This is a genomic window from Vibrio sp. UCD-FRSSP16_30, assembly GCF_001676025.1.
Classification (GTDB): domain Bacteria; phylum Pseudomonadota; class Gammaproteobacteria; order Enterobacterales; family Vibrionaceae; genus Vibrio.
Genome location: NZ_LZFW01000020.1, coordinates 13,009 through 31,171, shown reverse-complemented (window position 1 = coordinate 31,171; position 18,163 = coordinate 13,009). Strand labels below are relative to the sequence as shown.

The 18,163-nt window shown below is 41.3% G+C and carries 18 protein-coding genes and 1 rRNA gene; 4 read left to right on the top strand and 15 right to left on the bottom strand.

All coding sequences use genetic code 11. From position 1 onward, the window contains the following. Positions 1-286, bottom strand: a 16S ribosomal RNA gene (locus A9260_RS09930); the annotation flags it as partial. Between the two features lie 610 nt (positions 287-896). On the opposite strand from A9260_RS09930, the gene A9260_RS09925 reads away from it, so the two are divergent. Continuing rightward, a complete protein-coding gene (locus A9260_RS09925) occupies positions 897-1,370 on the top strand; it encodes an RNA recognition motif domain-containing protein (RefSeq protein WP_068698564.1) in 474 nt (157 codons plus the stop codon). On the opposite strand, the gene murI is transcribed toward A9260_RS09925, so the two are convergent. Continuing rightward, positions 1,342-2,139 carry a glutamate racemase gene (murI, locus tag A9260_RS09920; RefSeq protein ID WP_068698562.1) on the bottom strand — a complete coding sequence of 266 codons (798 nt, stop codon included), beginning with the start codon at positions 2,137-2,139 and terminating at the stop codon, positions 1,342-1,344. The genes A9260_RS09925 and murI overlap by 29 nt on opposite strands. Positions 2,140-2,352: 213 nt before the next feature. Here murI and trmA point away from each other — a divergent pair, with 213 nt between their 5' ends. After that, positions 2,353-3,462, top strand: a complete 1,110-nt coding sequence (gene trmA, locus A9260_RS09915) for a tRNA (uridine(54)-C5)-methyltransferase TrmA (RefSeq protein ID WP_068698560.1) — start codon at positions 2,353-2,355, stop codon at positions 3,460-3,462. 34 nt (positions 3,463-3,496) lie between these two features. On the opposite strand, the gene A9260_RS09910 is transcribed toward trmA, so the two are convergent. Together A9260_RS09910 and fabR are read right to left on the bottom strand one after the other, a co-directional pair. After that, the gene (locus A9260_RS09910; RefSeq protein WP_068698558.1) at positions 3,497-3,856 is read right to left on the bottom strand and encodes a YijD family membrane protein; all 360 of its coding nucleotides are present in this window, start codon (positions 3,854-3,856) and stop codon (positions 3,497-3,499) included. Positions 3,857-3,865: 9 nt separating this feature from the next. Further along, positions 3,866-4,480 carry an HTH-type transcriptional repressor FabR gene (fabR, locus tag A9260_RS09905; protein WP_068698566.1) on the bottom strand — a complete coding sequence of 205 codons (615 nt, stop codon included), beginning with the start codon at positions 4,478-4,480 and terminating at the stop codon, positions 3,866-3,868. 177 nt (positions 4,481-4,657) lie between these two features. Between fabR and sthA the strand changes: the two genes are divergently transcribed. Continuing rightward, positions 4,658-6,058, top strand: a complete 1,401-nt coding sequence (gene sthA / locus A9260_RS09900; protein WP_068698556.1) for a Si-specific NAD(P)(+) transhydrogenase — start codon at positions 4,658-4,660, stop codon at positions 6,056-6,058. Positions 6,059-6,061: 3 nt separating this feature from the next. On the opposite strand, the gene dinF is transcribed toward sthA, so the two are convergent. The 3 genes from dinF to A9260_RS09885 all read right to left on the bottom strand — a co-directional run bounded on the left by dinF (position 6,062) and on the right by A9260_RS09885 (position 8,587). Next, complete coding sequence (dinF, locus tag A9260_RS09895; protein WP_068698554.1) at positions 6,062-7,429, bottom strand: MATE family efflux transporter DinF; 1,368 nt, start codon at positions 7,427-7,429, stop codon at positions 6,062-6,064. Positions 7,430-7,519: 90 nt separating this feature from the next. Next, on the bottom strand, positions 7,520-8,140 hold the full coding sequence (gene lexA / locus A9260_RS09890; RefSeq protein ID WP_068698552.1) for a transcriptional repressor LexA: 621 nt from the start codon (positions 8,138-8,140) through the stop codon (positions 7,520-7,522). Between the two features lie 90 nt (positions 8,141-8,230). Further along, entirely contained in the window at positions 8,231-8,587 is a 357-nt protein-coding gene (locus tag A9260_RS09885) for a diacylglycerol kinase (protein ID WP_068698551.1), read from the bottom strand. A 166-nt stretch (positions 8,588-8,753) separates the two neighbouring features. On the opposite strand from A9260_RS09885, the gene plsB reads away from it, so the two are divergent. Beyond that, positions 8,754-11,177: a glycerol-3-phosphate 1-O-acyltransferase PlsB gene (plsB, locus tag A9260_RS09880; protein ID WP_068698547.1), complete on the top strand. Its 2,424-nt coding sequence runs from the start codon at positions 8,754-8,756 to the stop codon at positions 11,175-11,177. 52 nt (positions 11,178-11,229) lie between these two features. On the opposite strand, the gene ubiA is transcribed toward plsB, so the two are convergent. From ubiA to ftsY, 8 genes are all read right to left on the bottom strand, one after another. Next, positions 11,230-12,084 (bottom strand): 4-hydroxybenzoate octaprenyltransferase, encoded by an 855-nt coding sequence (gene ubiA, locus A9260_RS09875; RefSeq protein ID WP_197485278.1) that lies wholly within the window; start codon positions 12,082-12,084, stop codon positions 11,230-11,232. Then, entirely contained in the window at positions 12,071-12,622 is a 552-nt protein-coding gene (locus A9260_RS09870) for a chorismate lyase (protein ID WP_068698543.1), read from the bottom strand. Before A9260_RS09870 ends, ubiA begins: the two co-directional genes overlap by 14 nt. A 97-nt stretch (positions 12,623-12,719) precedes the next feature. After that, a complete protein-coding gene (gene glpG / locus A9260_RS09865; RefSeq protein ID WP_068698541.1) occupies positions 12,720-13,556 on the bottom strand; it encodes a rhomboid family intramembrane serine protease GlpG in 837 nt (278 codons plus the stop codon). Further along, positions 13,553-13,876 (bottom strand): thiosulfate sulfurtransferase GlpE, encoded by a 324-nt coding sequence (glpE, locus tag A9260_RS09860; RefSeq protein WP_068698539.1) that lies wholly within the window; start codon positions 13,874-13,876, stop codon positions 13,553-13,555. Before glpE ends, glpG begins: the two co-directional genes overlap by 4 nt. Positions 13,877-14,240: 364 nt before the next feature. Then, positions 14,241-15,101, bottom strand: coding sequence for an RNA polymerase sigma factor RpoH (gene rpoH / locus A9260_RS09855; protein ID WP_068698537.1), 861 nt, complete (start codon positions 15,099-15,101; stop codon positions 14,241-14,243). A 168-nt stretch (positions 15,102-15,269) separates the two neighbouring features. Beyond that, positions 15,270-16,202: a permease-like cell division protein FtsX gene (ftsX, locus tag A9260_RS09850; protein ID WP_068698535.1), complete on the bottom strand. Its 933-nt coding sequence runs from the start codon at positions 16,200-16,202 to the stop codon at positions 15,270-15,272. Next, positions 16,192-16,866 carry a cell division ATP-binding protein FtsE gene (gene ftsE, locus A9260_RS09845; protein WP_068698532.1) on the bottom strand — a complete coding sequence of 225 codons (675 nt, stop codon included), beginning with the start codon at positions 16,864-16,866 and terminating at the stop codon, positions 16,192-16,194. The genes ftsX and ftsE overlap by 11 nt, the downstream gene beginning before the upstream one ends. A gap of 23 nt (positions 16,867-16,889) precedes the next feature. Further along, on the bottom strand, positions 16,890-18,107 hold the full coding sequence (gene ftsY / locus A9260_RS09840) for a signal recognition particle-docking protein FtsY (RefSeq protein ID WP_068698530.1): 1,218 nt from the start codon (positions 18,105-18,107) through the stop codon (positions 16,890-16,892). Positions 18,108-18,163 lie beyond the last annotated feature (56 nt).

Genomic DNA, 18,163 nt, shown 5'->3' with positions numbered 1-18,163 from the left:
CCTTGGTGAGCCATTACCTCACCAACTAGCTAATCCCACCTGGGCATATCCTGAAGCGAGAGGCCCGAAGGTCCCCCTCTTTGGTCCGTAGACGTTATGCGGTATTAGCTATCGTTTCCAATAGTTATCCCCCACATCAGGGCAATTTCCCAGGCATTACTCACCCGTCCGCCGCTCGACGCCCAACAAATCACCCGAAGGGTCAATGTTGTCGTTTCCGCTCGACTTGCATGTGTTAGGCCTGCCGCCAGCGTTCAATCTGAGCCATGATCAAACTCTTCAATTAAAGTTTTTTTGGTCTTGCGACCGGCTCAATGAATACTGACTTCAAAACTGTTCCTTACTCGAAAGTAAGAAGTAATTTTAAAGCTATTACTATTCCAACAGAATAGTAATGAATTGACTGTGCCAATGATTAAAAATCATTGTATTGGTCACTCAGTTCATTGATAAATCTTTTCGATTATCATCAACGAGTGCCCACACAGATTGATAGGTTTAAATTGTTAAAGAGCTTACTTTCGAGGCTTACCTCTCAAGTGGACGGCTATTTTAGCGATTTGAATCTCAGTGTCAAACACTTTATTGAATTAATTTTCGAAGAGAATTTCAATTCAATTGATTCGGCTAATTGGCCTACTGGAACACTGCGAAGCGTTGTCGCTGTTGCCGTGTCAGTGGGGCGCATTATAGAGACCTGCATCACGTTAGCAAGACCTTTTTTAAAGTTTTATTTCAAATGGTCATAAAATACACAAGATGTCGTTATCCGACGTAATTGAACAGGAACACTGGATAAAATTGGAAAATTTATTGTAGCATGCGTAATATCTATGTATCTGTTTTGTTAAAGAATCTCACACCCATCAACTCACCAATATAGTGATTAAAGAATTATGAACTCAAACAAATCTTTATTGATTGTCTTCATCCTTGCAGTAGCTGGTTCTGCATTAGTAAGTTTTATAACTTTACCTTCAGCCGCTGTCTTCTGTTTAGGCGTAGCTACCACTGCATTTATCTTATGGCAAAAGCCTGCTGCTGAAGCAGTATCTTCAAGCTCTAAGCCTTCTTACCCTACTCCACCAACTACTAGCGATGAAAATACAACGCTATATGTAGGTAATCTCTCTTATAAAGCGAGTGAATCTCATGTTAAGGAGCTTTTTGAAGAATATGGTGCGGTATATAGCGTTCGTCTTATGAAAGATAAACGCACAGGAAAACGCCGTGGTTTTGGATTTGTTGAAGTTGAGAACTCAGCTGCTAATGCAATGATATCGGCGCTCAATGAATTCGAATACATGCAAAGAACAATAAAAGTACGTATTGCAAACGAACCTAAGCATCCTGCAGCGGATGAATTTTAATATTTGAAAAGCCCAATTGGGTAAAAGATAATTGCAGTGCTGACCTATCATAAGGCTCAGCGCTGCAATACACGTCATAAGCCACTTCATCGATACCTTTTTCACAACAATCATTTTGTAGTAAAAATTCAACTCTTCGTGATATCGCATCCCCTGAATCGACTAACAATACTTTGCTACCCAATACCTCTCGTATCTCATCCCTTAGTAATGGGAAGTGTGTACAACCTAATACAGCCACATCAACAGTGGTTTGTAATGGCTTCAGTACTTTATCTAGAACCTTTAGATCAACCGGTACACCACGTAATTTTTGTTCTGCCATGTCGACAAGTTTAGTTGTCCCAACCATCACGACATCTTTATCACTCGCAAAATGCCTTATAAGTTCATGAGTATATTCACGGGTGACTGTTGCGGGTGTTGCGATAAGCCCAACCCCAAGGCTTGAGCATTGTGACGCAGGTTTAATGGCAGGAACTACTCCAACAATTGGAATTTTGATTTTCTCTCTCAATCTGGGTAGCACGATAGTACTTGCCGTATTACATGCAATTACGACTAACGATATATTTTGTGTCTCTATAAAGTGATTTACATAAAGCTCAACACGCTCAACTAACTCGTTGGGATCTAGCTCGCCATATGGGTATGCTTCATTATCAAATGCATAAGTACAGCTCACCCAAGGTAATCTAGCTTTTATATCTTTAAATACAGAGATACCACCAACTCCGGAGTCAAATATTAAGATTCTAGTTTCTGACATTGGCACTCTTTGTGGGTTGAACAGTGTGATTAGGGCTACTTTAGCAAAATACACAGCATAGTTATGTCAACAATCTGTGCATCAAAATAAAAATAGACCAATACTTTATGATTAATCGCAGATTATCAGCAAAATATCTAGCACTCGCAATCTATACTCTCAATGCTGTTAAGTATAGAATCTGCGCCTCTTGCTTCAATTCAGGAAAAGTGAATGACCAACCAAAATGTAAACTCTGATTCGTATCAATTACAGCTAGACGAGAAAAACGCACGTCTACAAGAGATGTTTAGCGAATATACGATGCCAACATTAGAAGTCTTCACTTCAAATGAACAGCATTATCGAATGCGTGCAGAGTTCCGAGTATGGCATGAAGGTGAAGATCTTTATTACGTCATGTTTAATCAGGAAACACGCGAGAAATATCGTGTTGACCAATTCCCTGTTGCTAGCCAATTAATTAATGACGTAATGCCATTATTGGTTGAAGCCGTTAAAGAACATACCGTTCTGCGCCATAAACTGTTTCAAGTTGACTTCCTTTCTACATTGAGTGGAGAGATCTTGGTTTCTTTGCTTTATCACAAGCAACTAGACGAAGATTGGCAACAGAAAGCTGAGGCTTTAAAGCAACGCTTCAATGATAAAGGTTTTAATCTCAATCTTATTGGCAGAGCCCGTAAGATGAAAATTATCCTAGATAGAGATTACGTCATTGAAAAGTTAAATGTATTTGGCAATACATATACTTATCAGCAAGTTGAAAACAGCTTTACCCAACCTAACGGCTGCGTTGCAGAGAAAATGTTGGAGTGGGCTGTTGATTGTACGCGTAATTCTAAGGGTGACTTACTGGAACTCTACTGTGGCAATGGTAATTTCTCACTCGCATTAGCTCAAAACTTTGAGCGTGTGCTTGCGACAGAACTGGCTAAACCATCGGTAGATTCAGCGCAGTTTAATATTCAGGCCAACAATATCGATAATGTACAAATTATTCGAATGTCTGCTGAAGACTTTACTGACGCAATGGAAGGCAAACGAGAGTTCCGCCGCTTAAAACAAGCTAATGTAGATTTAAGCAGTTATGACTGCAATACCATCTTCGTGGATCCACCAAGATCTGGAATGGATGAAGGAACATGCCGAATGGTTCAAGGCTATGAGCGTATCTTATACATTTCATGCAATCCTGAAACGCTAAAAGACAACTTAGCAATACTCGGTGAAACACACGACATTACTCGTTATGCACTATTTGACCAGTTCCCTTATACCCATCATATGGAGATGGGCATACTCTTGGAACGAAAATCTTAATCAATATATAAGAAGAGCGGTTATCTGCTCTTTTTTATTTCCCTAAGTAACCCAATTTGCGACCGATTAAAGCCAATAACACTAACGTGAAAATAATTGAGAAAAAATTAGTTCCTGCGTCTGGGTACTGAGCTTTAATAAACGCAGAGTGCCCAAAGAAACCAACCAAGAAACTGCCAATACCCAATAAAGGAAAATCCTCATCGAACGGGCTGTTTAAATAATTCTGATACATCCCCTGCGCGGCTAAGATTAAGCAAATTAAAGGGAAAATCGAAAATGAATAACCGACAATGGATAATGATGAAAAGAATGAGCTAATACTCATCCCACAAACTAACGATAATAAAAGTAACTTTTTATCTGAAGTTTTACCTTCTTTATTATTTTTCATAAGCTCCTCTCACGTTTTACTTTGTTTAAACTGAGTCATCGCATGACCTCCCAATGAAATCATTCGAACCTGCTCAATTAATCTCTGCCTGTGTGCAAATCGCTGACTTTGCTCAACATCCATAAATTCCGCTCCGGAACTAAAAACAAGCGTAACAATCGCATCAGCTTGTAATGTCGCCACTTCCCTTGGTAACTTCTGAGTACTAAGGTAATCAGCTAACTCCGCACTAAAGAACTGCTTTTCTCTCGCGACCGCAGAGCGAAACTCTTCCGATGTTCCTGAACCTTCTCGCAATAAGAGACGAAAGACATCTGGGTTTGTTTCAATGAATTCGACAAACGTTTCAATCGACGTTTGAATAACACTGCGGTTTACCTGAATTCGCTCTCTAGCTCTACGCATTAATTGGCGTAGTAGCAAGCCAGCTTCATCTACCATCACTAAGCCTAGTTGTTCCATATCATCAAAGTGACGATAAAAAGAAGTGGGTGCAATACCCGCCTCTCTAGCGACCTCTCTAAGACTCATACTTGAAAAGCTTCGACCTGCAGACAACTGGCCTAGCGCAGCATCAATGATCGCTCTTCTAGTTTTTAGTTTTTGCTCTGCTCTTACGCCCATACTTGCTTCATGAATATTTTCACCTGACCACAATAAAGCATAGTTACTTCTTAATTTGCAATCCCTCCCTGCTCACAAAGTGATCTTTATTGTGAGACCGTCCACTTAGTCACCATGAACTGATTTACCAATCACAACAAATGTTTAAAATACCGTTAACAAAACAAGGAGGTTTCTGTGAATTCTTCATCGCATTTTGATGTAATCGTAATTGGTAGTGGTCCTGGAGGTGAAGGGGCAGCTATGGGATTAACCAAAGCTGGCTTTAATGTCGCCATCATTGAAAAAGAAAAAAGTGTAGGCGGTGGCTGTACTCACTGGGGGACGATTCCCTCAAAAGCACTCCGACATGCCGTAAGTCGCTTTATTGAGTTCAATAACAATCCTCTTTTCTGTAAAAATAACCGCAGTCTAGATGCTAGCTTTGATGACATTTTAAAACACGCAAAAACGGTTATTGATAAGCAGACGACTCTTAGACAGGGTTTTTACGATCGCAACCATTGTTCGTTAATCTTTGGTGAAGCCCAGTTCGCGGATGAAAATACCGTACATGTCACCGGAGAGGATGGGCGTGTTGAGCGGTATTCCGCAGATCGATTTGTCATAGCAACAGGTTCACGACCATACCATCCAGATACAGTCGACTTTAATCATCAGCGTATCTATGACAGTGACTCAATACTGTCCCTACACCACCAGCCAAGACATATCATTATTTATGGCGCTGGCGTGATTGGATGTGAATATGCATCAATCTTTCGCGGTTTAGGTGTAAAAACAGACCTTATTAATACTCGAGACCAACTACTGTCTTTCCTTGATAAAGAAGTTTCTGATGCTTTGTCTTATCACTTTGGTAATAGTGGCATCGTCATTCGCAATGGGGAGTCATTTGAAAAAGTAGAAGGGACACATGATGGTGTTATTGTTCATCTAGAGTCAGGCAAAAAAATGCGAGCAGATTGCTTACTGTATGCCAATGGCCGAACCGGTAATACCGACACCCTAAACCTATCAGTCACTGGCTTAGCCGCAGATTCTCGTGGGCAACTTAAAATAAACAGTAATTACCAAACGGATGTAGAGCATATTTACGCTGTTGGCGATGTGATTGGCTATCCTAGCCTTGCTAGCGCCGCTTACGATCAAGGTCGATTTGTAGCTAAAGCCATTGCTGAAGGAGAGGCAACGCAGCGACTGATTGAAGACATACCAACTGGTATTTACACCATTCCAGAAATTAGCTCTGTCGGCAAAACAGAACAAGAGCTTACGGCAGCCAAAGTACCTTATGAGGTCGGTAGAGCTTCCTTTAAGCACCTTGCCCGAGCGCAGATCTCAGGCAAAGATATTGGCAGCTTAAAAATCCTCTTTCATAGAGAGACCAAAGAAATATTGGGCATTCACTGTTTTGGTGAAAGGGCAGCAGAAATCATTCACATTGGACAAGCCATTATGGAGCAGCCTGCTCCGGCAAATAACATTGACTACTTTGTGAATACCACTTTTAACTACCCTACTATGGCCGAAGCGTACCGAGTTGCAGCTCTAAACGGACTCAATCGTTTATTTTAGTACCTAAGCGTGGGCGGTATGTAAAAATCGCCCACTCTTCCATAATTTAATAAACACCCAACCTAATGTTGCTCCCCTCATTCCCATAAACCCTAGCATGGCAATCCATAAGCTATGATTTTGCAAACTGGCAAAACCAAAGTAGAGCGCGAAAAAGACTAAAGAGGCCAAAAACATACTATTTCGCATCTCTTTACCACGCGTTGCACCAATAAAGATGCCGTCAAATAGATAACACCACATTGAGATCAGAGGCATTATTGCAAGCCAAGGAAGGTATTCACCCGCGGTCAGCCTGACGCTTTCTATGTCACTAATCAGACTGACAATCCAAGAGCCACCAGCACCAAACAACAATGCAAAGCCACAGCAAACAATTAAGCCCCAGAAAAATGAACCGAGTATAGAAAGAGACAGCTCAGCTTTATCTTTTGCGCCAATAGCTTTCCCCACCATCGCCTCAATCGCATAAGCAAATCCATCCATCGCATAAGAGACCATCAGGACTAGACTCATTAAGACTGCATTTGCCGCGACAACATCATCGCCAAAGTTAGCACCTTGAAAAGTCATGAAGGCCAATACAGCCTGAAGGCATAACGAGCGTAAGAAGATATCTCGATTAAGTCGAACAAAGCGCGAAACACCGGTAAATAACTTAGACACTCCCAACGACATCACTTGCTGAAAGTTCAATCCGACAGCGCTAGACCAAGCTTTGTGACAAAAATAGATCCCCACGGCAGCGCCAGTATAATCGGCAATAACGGATGCATAAGCTGCGCCAGCTACGCCAAAGTGCAATACCACAACAAATAATACATCTAACACAATGTTTGTAACGTTAGTCGCAATTACCATCCACATTGGAGCTTTGGCATTTTGATTTCCCAGCAACCAACCGAGTAATACAAAATTCACCATTGCTGCGGGTGCGCTCCAGGCTCTTATGGCGAAATATTCAAAGGCATAAAACTGCACTTTGTCACTGGCATCACTAACGCTAAGCGCTACAGAAATAATGCCTCTATGTAAAATCAGAAAAATAATGGCAAAAGAGAGCGCCATAACGATTCCCTGAATAAGAACCAGAGCTAATTTTCTAGGATCAGTGGCACCCTTGGCCTGAGCTGAAAGTCCGGTAGTCGACATCCTCAAGAACCCAAACAACCAGAACACCATGCTGATCATGGTACTTCCCAGTGCGACACCACCCAAATACCAAGAATGCTCTAAATGCCCAACAACAGCAGCATCCACCAATCCTAGCAGTGGCACTGTGATATTGGATAAAACCATAGGTATCGCCAGTACCAATATTTTCTTATGCAGGCTTAAATCCATTAAAGAGCGGAAAACTTGGGATTGCATACCGATACCCTAAAAATTGAGACAAAAAAAACAGCGCTCCTATAAAAGGAGCGCTGCATATAGTGAATCATAGTTTTTCAAAGAATGAAATTACATCCAAGTGCTATTACGGATAATACCAACAGCAATACCTTCAATAGATAAATGTTGCTGTGTTAAATCGACTTTAATTGGAGATAACTCTTGGTTTTCAGGATGCAATAGAACTGTTGAGCCTTTTCGCTCTAGCCTTTTCACTGTTACGTCTTCATCGACTCTTGCAACAACAACTTGGCCATCTCGAACATCTTGAGTTTTATGCACAGCAAGTAAATCGCCATCCATAATACCAATATCCTTCATGCTTTCCCCGTGTACACGGAGCAGGAAGTCAGCTTTTGGTTTGAACATCTGAGGATCGACTTGATAGTGAGACTCTATGTGCTCTTGAGCTAAAATTGGCTCACCCGCTGCAACATTACCAATCAGAGGTAAACCCGCATCGTTAGCACTGTCGTCTTGAAGTAAAATCCGAATGCCTCGAGATGCACCAGGAATAATTTCAATCGCTTGTTTTTTAGCTAGCGCCTTAAGATGCTCTTCGGCAGCATTAGCAGAACGAAAACCAAGTGCGCGAGCAATTTCAGCTCTTGTCGGCGGCATTCCAGTATCTTCAATCTTAGCTTTTATTAGATCGAATACCTGTTGCTGTCTTTGGGTTAAAGGTCTCATAGGGTACCTGTTCTTTTATACAGTTCACTGTGAGTATATACAGCATGGTTAAATAATCAACCGATCCATTCTAATAAGTTGAAATTTAAGTTAAAAGAACAAAGCATCCAGCCAAATGTATAAGACTAAACCTAAAGCGAGAAATACCGATGCTGAGCCAATGTCTTTTGCCCTGCCCGCTAACTCATGAATCTCTGAACCAATACGGTCAACAACAGCCTCAATAGCGGAATTAATTAACTCGGCAATAAGTACAATAAATAAAGACAGGATCATCAACATTCGTTCTGCTTGGCCAACATCAACAATAAATGCGATAGGTATAAGGATGACGGCTAATAATAACTCTTGTCGAAATGCAGCCTCATGCTTGTAAGCGGCCATCAAGCCCTGAATAGAATAACCAGCAGCCTTAATAACGCGTTTAATTCCTGTATTACCTTTCATTGTTCACCTATTCTTTTTTCTTACTATGCTTTTTGAGTGATTAACTCAACATTAGAGCAATTTTGGTTAAAAGGTTTGACCAGTTCTGCTATTCTTGCGACGCTTATTTTACAATCTAGCTTTAAAGAGTCTTGGATACCAAATTTAAATTGGGACAATCAATAATATGTCTTCTGGTCATACGCTGACACAATCAGCTTTACGTCTTCCGTTAAAAGTACTAGTTAAGGGTAATGTCGTACCCCCTTCTCCTATTAACGATCTCAGCATTGATATAGAAAAACCTATCGTCTATGTATTGCCATTTAAATCAAATGTCGATCTTCTTTCTGTTCGTCGACGTGCTATTCAGCTTGGTCTCCCAGATCCGCTGCAACCACTAGAATTAAACGGAAAGAGCTTTCGACGTTATGTCTTTACGTCAACCAGTGTCATTGACACCGATAAAGATACTCTCGACTCACTTGGATCTCAAAGTCTGTTTCTACAACTATTAAAATTACACAGAGAAGAACCAGAACTTGATGTACAACTAATCCCGACTACCGTCATGTGGGGACGTAAGCCAGGTAAAGAAGGGCATGATAAACCCTACTTAGAAAACCTTCCGTCATGGAAAAAAGGACTAGCCGTTCTATTTTCTGGTCGTGATTGTATGGTTCGTTTTAGCCCGCTGGTTTCCATGCGCCATATGGCTGACTCTCGCGGTTCTGATGAAACCATAGCCCAAAAGCTTGCGCGTGTTGCACGTATTCACTTTTCTCGTCAAAAACTTGCAGCCTCAGGGCCAAGCCTACCAAGTAGAGACGTTCTTTTTAAACGCTTAATTAAGTCAGAAGCAATCAATAAAGCAATTGCCAATGAAGCGGCAGAAAAAGATATTAGTATCGAGAAAGCGGAACAACAAGCATTCAAAATTATGGATGAGATAGCCGCTAAGTTCTCTTATTCACTGATTAAACAAGGCAACTTAATTTTAAGTTGGTTATGGAATCGTCTCTATCAAGGTATTAATGTTAATAATGCCTCTACGGTTCGTAAACTAGCTCAAGATGGACATGAAATTGTCTATGTTCCTTGTCACCGTAGCCACATGGACTACCTATTACTGTCCTATATCCTCTACCAAGAAGGAATGGTACCTCCGCATATCGCAGCAGGGGTAAATCTAAACTTCTTCCCCGCAGGGCCACTATTTAGAAGAGGCGGCGCTTTCTTTATTCGCCGAAGCTTTAAAGGTAATAAGCTCTACTCTACTATTTTCCGCGAATATCTTGCCGAGCTCTTTGTTAAAGGTTATTCAGTTGAATACTTTAGTGAAGGTGGGCGTTCTCGTACAGGTCGCCTACTGCAAGCTAAAACGGGTATGTTAGCCATGACCGTACAAGCTATGCTTAGAGGCCTCAACCGCCCAGTTACATTGGTTCCTGTTTATATAGGCTACGAACATGTAATGGAAGTGTCTACTTACGCCAAAGAGTTGCGCGGGAAACGTAAAGAAAAAGAAAATGCTGGGCAAGTATTACGCACTCTTAGAAAGCTACGTAACTTTGGTCAAGGCTATGTGAACTTTGGTGAACCTATCCCACTGAACCAATATTTAAATGAAAAGGTTCCTGAATGGCGTGAAAGCATCGGTGCTCCCGACGGTAGTAAGCCAGCTTGGATGAGCCCGACAGTAAATGCCATCGCAGAAAAAATGATGACGCATATCAATGATGCGGCAGCGGCTAATGCCCTAACCTTAACCGCTACGGCGCTATTGGCTTCAAGACAAAGAGCATTAACCAAAGAAACGTTAATTAACCAACTAAATTGTTATCTCCATATACTGCGCAATGTGCCCTATACAAGCTTTGCAACAGTACCAACAGAGACAGCTGAAGAGCTTGTTAATCATGCCATCTCTTTAGATAAGTTCGTAGTAGATTCCGATACTATGGGAGAAATCATCTCATTAGATCGTCATCAATCAGTATTGATGACTTACTATCGTAACAACATCATACATATGCTGGCGCTACCTTCATTAGTTGCTCGATTAATTATCCAATTACCTGACTGCACTCTAACTAGGTTAAAAGATAATATTTCGGAGCTGTACCCATTCTTAAAGAAAGAGCTATTCCTTTCTGATACAGATGAACAACTAGAAGAAAAGATCGAGCTGATTATTAAAGAATTTTTTGCGCTCAATCTGATTCAAGTAGAAGACGAAACCATTAGCCTAAATCAATCTAATATTCATACTCTACAGCTACTATCTCGCACTATCTCAGAGACACTGCAACGCTACACGATTGCATTGAATCTATTGGCGGCTCAACCAGAGCTTGCACCTGCAGATTTAGAAGCTCGCAGCCAAGACATTGCACAGCGTCTAGGTCGCTTGCACGGGATTAATGCTCCAGAGTTTTTTGATAAAGGCGTATTTACGGCCCTATTTAATACCCTAAAAGAACAAAACTACATCAGTGTCGCAGGTAAGTGTGATACCCAACGTACCGAGATATTAGCTCAAGGGTTACTTGAGATACTGTCTCCTGAGGTAAAACTTACGATTAAAGAAGGTATTGCTCAGGCGGTATAAAAGAAAGCTCATGAAATAAAAATCCCGGAATCTTTCGATATCCGGGATTTTTTTATAGATAGGTTATGAAGAGACCGAGAGTAATGGCGATTCCTACATAATTATTATTAAGGAAAGCTTGAAAGCATTGCGCTCGCTCTCTGGTTTTAATGAGCCACTGTTGGTAAACAAACAACGCTCCTGCGACTAAAACGCCCCAATAGAAGGCTTCACCCAAACCGGCTTTCGTCCCGACAATTAATAGCAAGATGATGGTCGTTGATTGCAAGATTCCAATAATTAACTTATCAAAACGGCCAAACAAAATTGCCGTAGATTTGATGCCAATCTTAAGGTCATCTTCTCTATCAACCATGGCATATTGAGTATCGTAGGCAACAGTCCATAAAAGGTTAATAATAAATAATAACCAAGCCAATGGCGCAATATGCCCAGACTCAGCAGCCCACGCCATAGGAATTGCCCAACTAAAAGCCATCCCTAAAACCAGTTGTGGTAAATGAGTAAAACGCTTCATGAATGGATAGAGAGCCGCTAGAGCTACCCCGATAAAAGAAAGCTGGATGGTCAAAGTGTTCATCGTCAAAACAAGCAAAAATGACACTAGGCTCAAAACACCAAATAAACCTAATGCTTCTTTGGCCGAAACTAGCCCGCTAGGTATCGGACGAAATTGAGTTCGCTCCACATGTCCATCAAGATCTCGGTCAGCAAAGTCATTAATGACGCACCCTGCGGAGCGCATTAGAAATACACCTAAGCAAAAAACAATAAGAACTGACCATTGAGGTTTGCCTTCCGAAGCCATAACCAGCGCCCATAAGGTTGGCCATAAAAGCAATAGACTACCTATAGGCCGATCCATTCTCATCAATAGATAGTAGGCTTTCATTCTAGAGACCATCAAAGGTGCTCCTTTTTAAATACACGGGAGATTCTGGCAAAAATAATTCAGCAACTAGCATCGGTGTGCTGTTCATCCATAGTCGAGAGCGCCTTGCTAATAGCCACTGGCCATCAACTCTTATGCTTCCAACCTGCAGCGCATCACGATAAGCACTTTCTGAATTAAATACCGTCACACCTAAAGGCAACTCACCTTGGCTTTCAAAGTCATGAGAGTGAGATAACAGTGAGCTTTCAGGGATTAAAGTTCGGCCATAGACCCAGTCTTGGCGGTCCCCTCTAAGAATGACTTCTCGTAAAAGGCATCTCTCTTTGTCTAGAACATCGAGTTCTTTTGCAGAAAGTAACTCAGATTCAACTTTATTACTGGTGAACAGCTCTACACTCAACTCAGAGCAAGATAAGGACAGTCGGCGAGAAAGAGACGCTTCCTCTAATAACCAATGTTTAGCGTGTGTATCTGGAAATTGAAAATCATCAGGGCTTTGCCAATCAATATCATGCAAAGCCTGCTGAAATACTCTAATAGGGCTTGTCATACTAACTTCGTAACTCTTTATCAAGCAATGGTGGTTTCTTTAAGTATCCGGCTAATTGTACCAATCGAAGTCCTAATAAGGTAATGATGATCGCCAATTAAGTGTTCTGCGTTCGGTTTATACTGTCTAACCAACCCAGTAAGCAACCCGCAAGCAAGCCAACTAGATGCGCCGTATTAGCAATGGCCATAAATGGCTGAACAAAACCTAATACTAACCAAACAAGCATAAAGCCAAGTATTGGCCTAGGGATATCCAGTCCAACTTGTGGAGTACGAACTGATACTACCCAAATATACCCAACCAAGGCATACACAACACCACTTAATCCACCAAAGTTTGCCCCTTCTATCCAATATTGAGCGCAGCCTGATAATAAGGCCGAAAATAAGAAGATCTTCGTTAAACGACCTCGTCCTAATTTCTGCTCGATATCACCTCCAAGTTGCCACCACCAAAGAAGGTTAAAGGTAATATGAAGAATAGAAAAATGCAGTAAGGCATGCGATACATAGCGCCATACCTGCCATTGCTGCTCGGCAATTGCTGGAAAGTGAAGCCACGAAAAGACTTGCTGCTGCATGCCTATAATTCGCAATACATAAATGACAATACAGATCAGCATAATGAGCAATGTCATTGGACCCGCTTTTGCTTTTATCATTTGCATAAAGCTTGGCGTTGAATAGGAGAACTTCTGAGTGCGAGTTTCTGCCATATCCCAAGAAGCAGCTTGGTATTTATTATGGTTAGGATCGTTTAGGAATAATTCTAACTCTTGCTGAACAATATCGAGGTGCTCTTCATCATGTAACCACAATACGAACTGCCCATCACCCTCCGGCATCTGCGAGACGGTGACTTTTTTAGAAGCCATATAATCGATAAATGCTTGAGCAATACGAGGGTTATTGAGTTGTATTAAACGAATCATTCATAAACCTCTATTGGCAGCTGTTGTCGTTGCCAAGCCTCAAAGCCACCATCAATGCTAAATACTTGCTCAAACCCTTGATTGGCTAAGTACTCTGCTGCGCCCACACTACTAATACCGTGATAGCAGATCACTAAGATAGGATCTTCAAACTCCACTGAATCCATGAAATCAGCAATGGTCTGGTTAGTTAAGTGAAAAGCATCAACTGGGTGCGCCAAAGTAAATGCTTGAATATCGCGAATATCCACTAAGCGTGCTTGTTCTGATTGCAGCATTTGGTGTGCTTGACTGACGCTGACTCGTTGTATTTCTTCCATTTCTTATGCTCCCTCAAAAATCCTATCCAAAGCCTGTTACTAATTTTATCCCCTAGCACTGGATAATAGTGATCAAATTACCACCAGCTGTGGGTAAAGCTGTGGATTACGTTGATAAAGTGTTTTTACAAAAGATGATCCACAACATCTAGTGTTGATCCTTAATAATGTGTTGATTTAAAATTATCTATCCCCACCGAGGATATCGATGATAACCCTTGCTTTACTTGAGTTAAAGACATGCTATTGAAATTTATCCCACAGAGTTATCCACAGAAAAATCATTCTTTACAAAGTAAAAACCGATCCTAATAAAAAAGGCCAAGATCTCACGATCTTGGCCTTTAAGAATTTTTATTTCTGACTATAAGTCGCCAACGGCAAGTTTTAGTTTCTTCATCGCATTTTTTTCTAATTGACGAATGCGCTCTGCAGAAACGCTGTATGTGTCAGCTAAATCTTGCAATGTCTGCTTTTGGTCATCTAACCAACGAGCTCGAACTATATGTTGGCTACGCTCGTCTAATGTCGATAAAGCATTTGCTAAACGAGCATTGGTATGACGCTCCCAGTTATCAGCTTCAACATTGTCAGCGATATCTGAGTCTTTATCTTCAAGATACAATGCTGGAGCGACTGGATTAAAGTTAGCACTATCATCGTCATCAGCTGAGAACTCAAATGTTGCATCTTGAGCGGCTAAACGAGATTCCATTTCGCGAACTTCAGAAGGTGACACACCTAATTCTCTCGCGACGGTCTCAACTTCACCATTATTAAACCAACCTAAGCGTTTCTTATTCTTTCTCAGATTAAAAAACAGTTTACGTTGCGCTTTAGTTGTTGCGATCTTAACTATGCGCCAGTTACGTAGCACATACTCATGAATTTCAGCTTTAATCCAATGAACAGCAAATGAAACTAAGCGAACCCCAACTTCAGGGTTAAATCGTTTTACTGCCTTCATTAGTCCGATATTACCTTCCTGAACTAAATCAGCTAAAGGAAGACCATAACCAGAATAACCACGGGCAACATGCACTACAAAACGTAAGTGAGATAAGATCAGCTCTTTTGCTGCCTCAATTTCACCGTTGTAATGTAAACGCTCGGCAAGATCTTTTTCCCTCTCAGCAGTTAACATAGGGTAACCGTTTGCTGAGCGGATGTAGCTATCTAAACTATCTTGAGATACTAGTGCCATTGAAAACGCTTTACTAGCCATTCAAATCCTCATTCATTGAACTTTACTACTTAACACTATTAAATTAGACACTGCTAAAAGAATAGTGGACTGGACATTATGCATAAAAATCACTCTAGAGCAAGCTCTAGTCAAAGAGTTGAGATATACACTAAGTAATCCCCTGCCCTTTATTATGACCAGTAGATTCTACACAGGTTCAATTTCAGATAGATGACGGCGAGCAGAAGCTTGTGCAGCAAATAAGCCTAAGAAGCTACCGACCAACAAAAGAATGACTGATTCGTCCAAACCTAAAGCACGTAAGGTAAAGCTACTATCGTAAAGCACGGCAACTGATTGAACTGTACTGTCTAAAAATAACGATAAAGCCAGTGTAATAATCCAAGCCAGTAACGCACCGATTAAACCAAACCACATCCCAGTATAAAGATAAGGACGGAGAATAAAGCTATTGGTTGCGCCAAGGAACTTCATTACCTGAATTTCTTCCTTTCTTGCCAATACATTAAAGCGCATTGTGTTGCCAATAATTAATATGACAGCCACCAGCATCATGCAAGCAAGAGCAATCGCTAAAGAACTACTCAGTGTCTTAACTGCGTCAAATCGTTGTAGCCAATCTTGATCAACTCGGACATCAGAAAACACATCAATAGACTTAGCTAAATCGAGAATATGCTGCTGAGTGGTATTTGATGCTTGCGCAGGATGGATCACTAATAACGCCGGCAAAGCGTAGTCATGCAACAAGCTAATCGCATCGTTAAATCCTGCATGAGAGCTTAAATCATCTAAACCTTGCTGCGAGGAAATATACTCAACTTTAGCAACCGATTCATCCCCTTCAAGCTGATCCTTAATCAGCATGATTCTCGCTTCTGGTGTCCCTTCTTGTAAGTAAGCACTTACCGCCGCAGGTTGACTAACTTGCTCTGCAGCATTAAGAATATTCTTAGCTACAACATACAAACTAGAAGGTAGAGCCAATACGATAGCAATCACAGCTAAAGTAAATAAATTACCTAAAGGGCGCTGTGCTATCTCTCGTAAAGACTCTTTTGCCACAATGTAATGAGAGCGGAAATAACCGATTTTTTGTACTGAACTCTTATTGGCCATAACCTGCCGCCTCACTTAAAAACCCTTGATTCAACTCAAATCGACGATATTGCTTTCTTGATTCCATCATTGCCACATCATGAGTCGCAATTAAAATGGAAACACCGGCACGATTAAACTCTTCAAATAATCTAAAAATACGATTAGAGAGCTCAGGATCTAAGTTACCCGTTGGTTCATCGGCTAATAATAGAGTCGGTCTGTTAACAACCGCACGGGCGATACCAACTCGTTGCTGCTCACCACCGGATAACTGAGTAGGTAAACAACGTGCTTTCTCAAGCAAGCCTGTTTTATCAAGAGCGGCGCTCACTCGGCGCTTGATTTCATTTTCAGCAATTGACTCGATACGCATTGGTAACGCAACGTTGTCATATACTGTTCTATCCATTAATAAACGGTGTTCTTGAAAAACAATCCCGATATTTCGTCGTAACAGAGGAATGTCTTTATCACCAATGCGAGTGATATCGTGTCCATTAAAGGCAATTTTGCCGTCAGTTGGTCGCTCCATCGCACAAATAAGCTTAAGTAACGTACTTTTACCTGCGCCAGAATGACCACCAAGAAAAGCAAGTTCTCCCTTTCTTAAATGAAAGTCTACTTTCTGTAATGCTTGATGCCCACCACGGTAGACCTTACTAACCTGTTGAAAATTAATCACGAAATCATCCTTGCTCTAAGCGGTTAGTCTTCTCTGCTAAATAATGCATCAATGAAGTCCTTAGTTTCAAACGGACGTAAATCATCAATGCCCTCCCCAACACCAATAAAGCGTATAGGGATAGTAAATTTATCTGCAATGGCAAAGATAACGCCACCTTTTGCTGTACCGTCTAGTTTAGTCAGTGTAATCCCAGTTACAGGGGCTACTTCACTAAATAATTTAGCTTGGCTCATCGCATTTTGACCTGTACCTGCATCAAGAGTCAGCATGATCTCATGGGGTGCACTGTCATCAATTTTCTTCATTACGCGAACAATCTTACGCAGCTCTTCCATAAGATTACTTTTATTTTGTAAGCGACCGGCTGTATCTGCAATCACCACATCATAACCACGAGCTTTTGCCGCTTCGATTGCATCATAAATTACTGATGCACTGTCTGCGCCAGTATGCTGGGCGATAACAGGCACGTCATTACGCTGTCCCCATACTTGCAACTGTTCAACAGCCGCCGCGCGGAAGGTATCACCAGCGGCAAGCATGACTTTTTTACCTTGTCCTTGGAACTGCTTAGCAAGCTTACCAATAGTGGTCGTCTTACCAACACCGTTCACACCAACCATTAAAATAACATAAGGTGTTTTTTGCTCATCAACCTCTAGAGGCTGTTCTACTTTAGCTAAAATATCAGCCAGCTCTTGTTTAAGCAGATCGTATAGCGCTTCACCATCTTTAAGTTGCTGCTTAGATGCCTTCTCTGTCAGGCTATCAATGATCTTCATGGTTGTTTCCATGCCGACATCAGCAATAAGCAACTGCTCTTCTAGCTCTTCAAATAAATCATCATCTATTTGCTTACCTTTGAACAAGCCAAAGAAACCTGCACCAATATTAGCCTTAGTTCGAGCAAGACTGCGCTTTAGGCGAACAAAAAAGCTTTCTGTTGGCTTCTCTTGTACTTCTGGCTGAATAACGTCTTCAACTGGCTCTTCAGGTTCAGGGGTAGTTTCAACTTCAATGCTGTCTTGTTCTACTAACTCAGTTTCAGCAGCAATCTCTACCGTTTGTTGTTCTTCAACTTGGCTATCAGACTCTTGTGCTAGCTCTACTGGTTGTTCAACAACTTCAGTTTCAGCTTGCTGGTCATTAGCGTCCGTTCCTTTCTGCTCTGATTGTGCTTGGTCTTCTTCACCAAACCCAAGCCAAGACAATAAGCCGCGTTTTTTCTTATCCGTCATCGGAGACTTTCCCAATTACTCAATGATTCGTGCGTATATACACTGCCAGTCAGCAA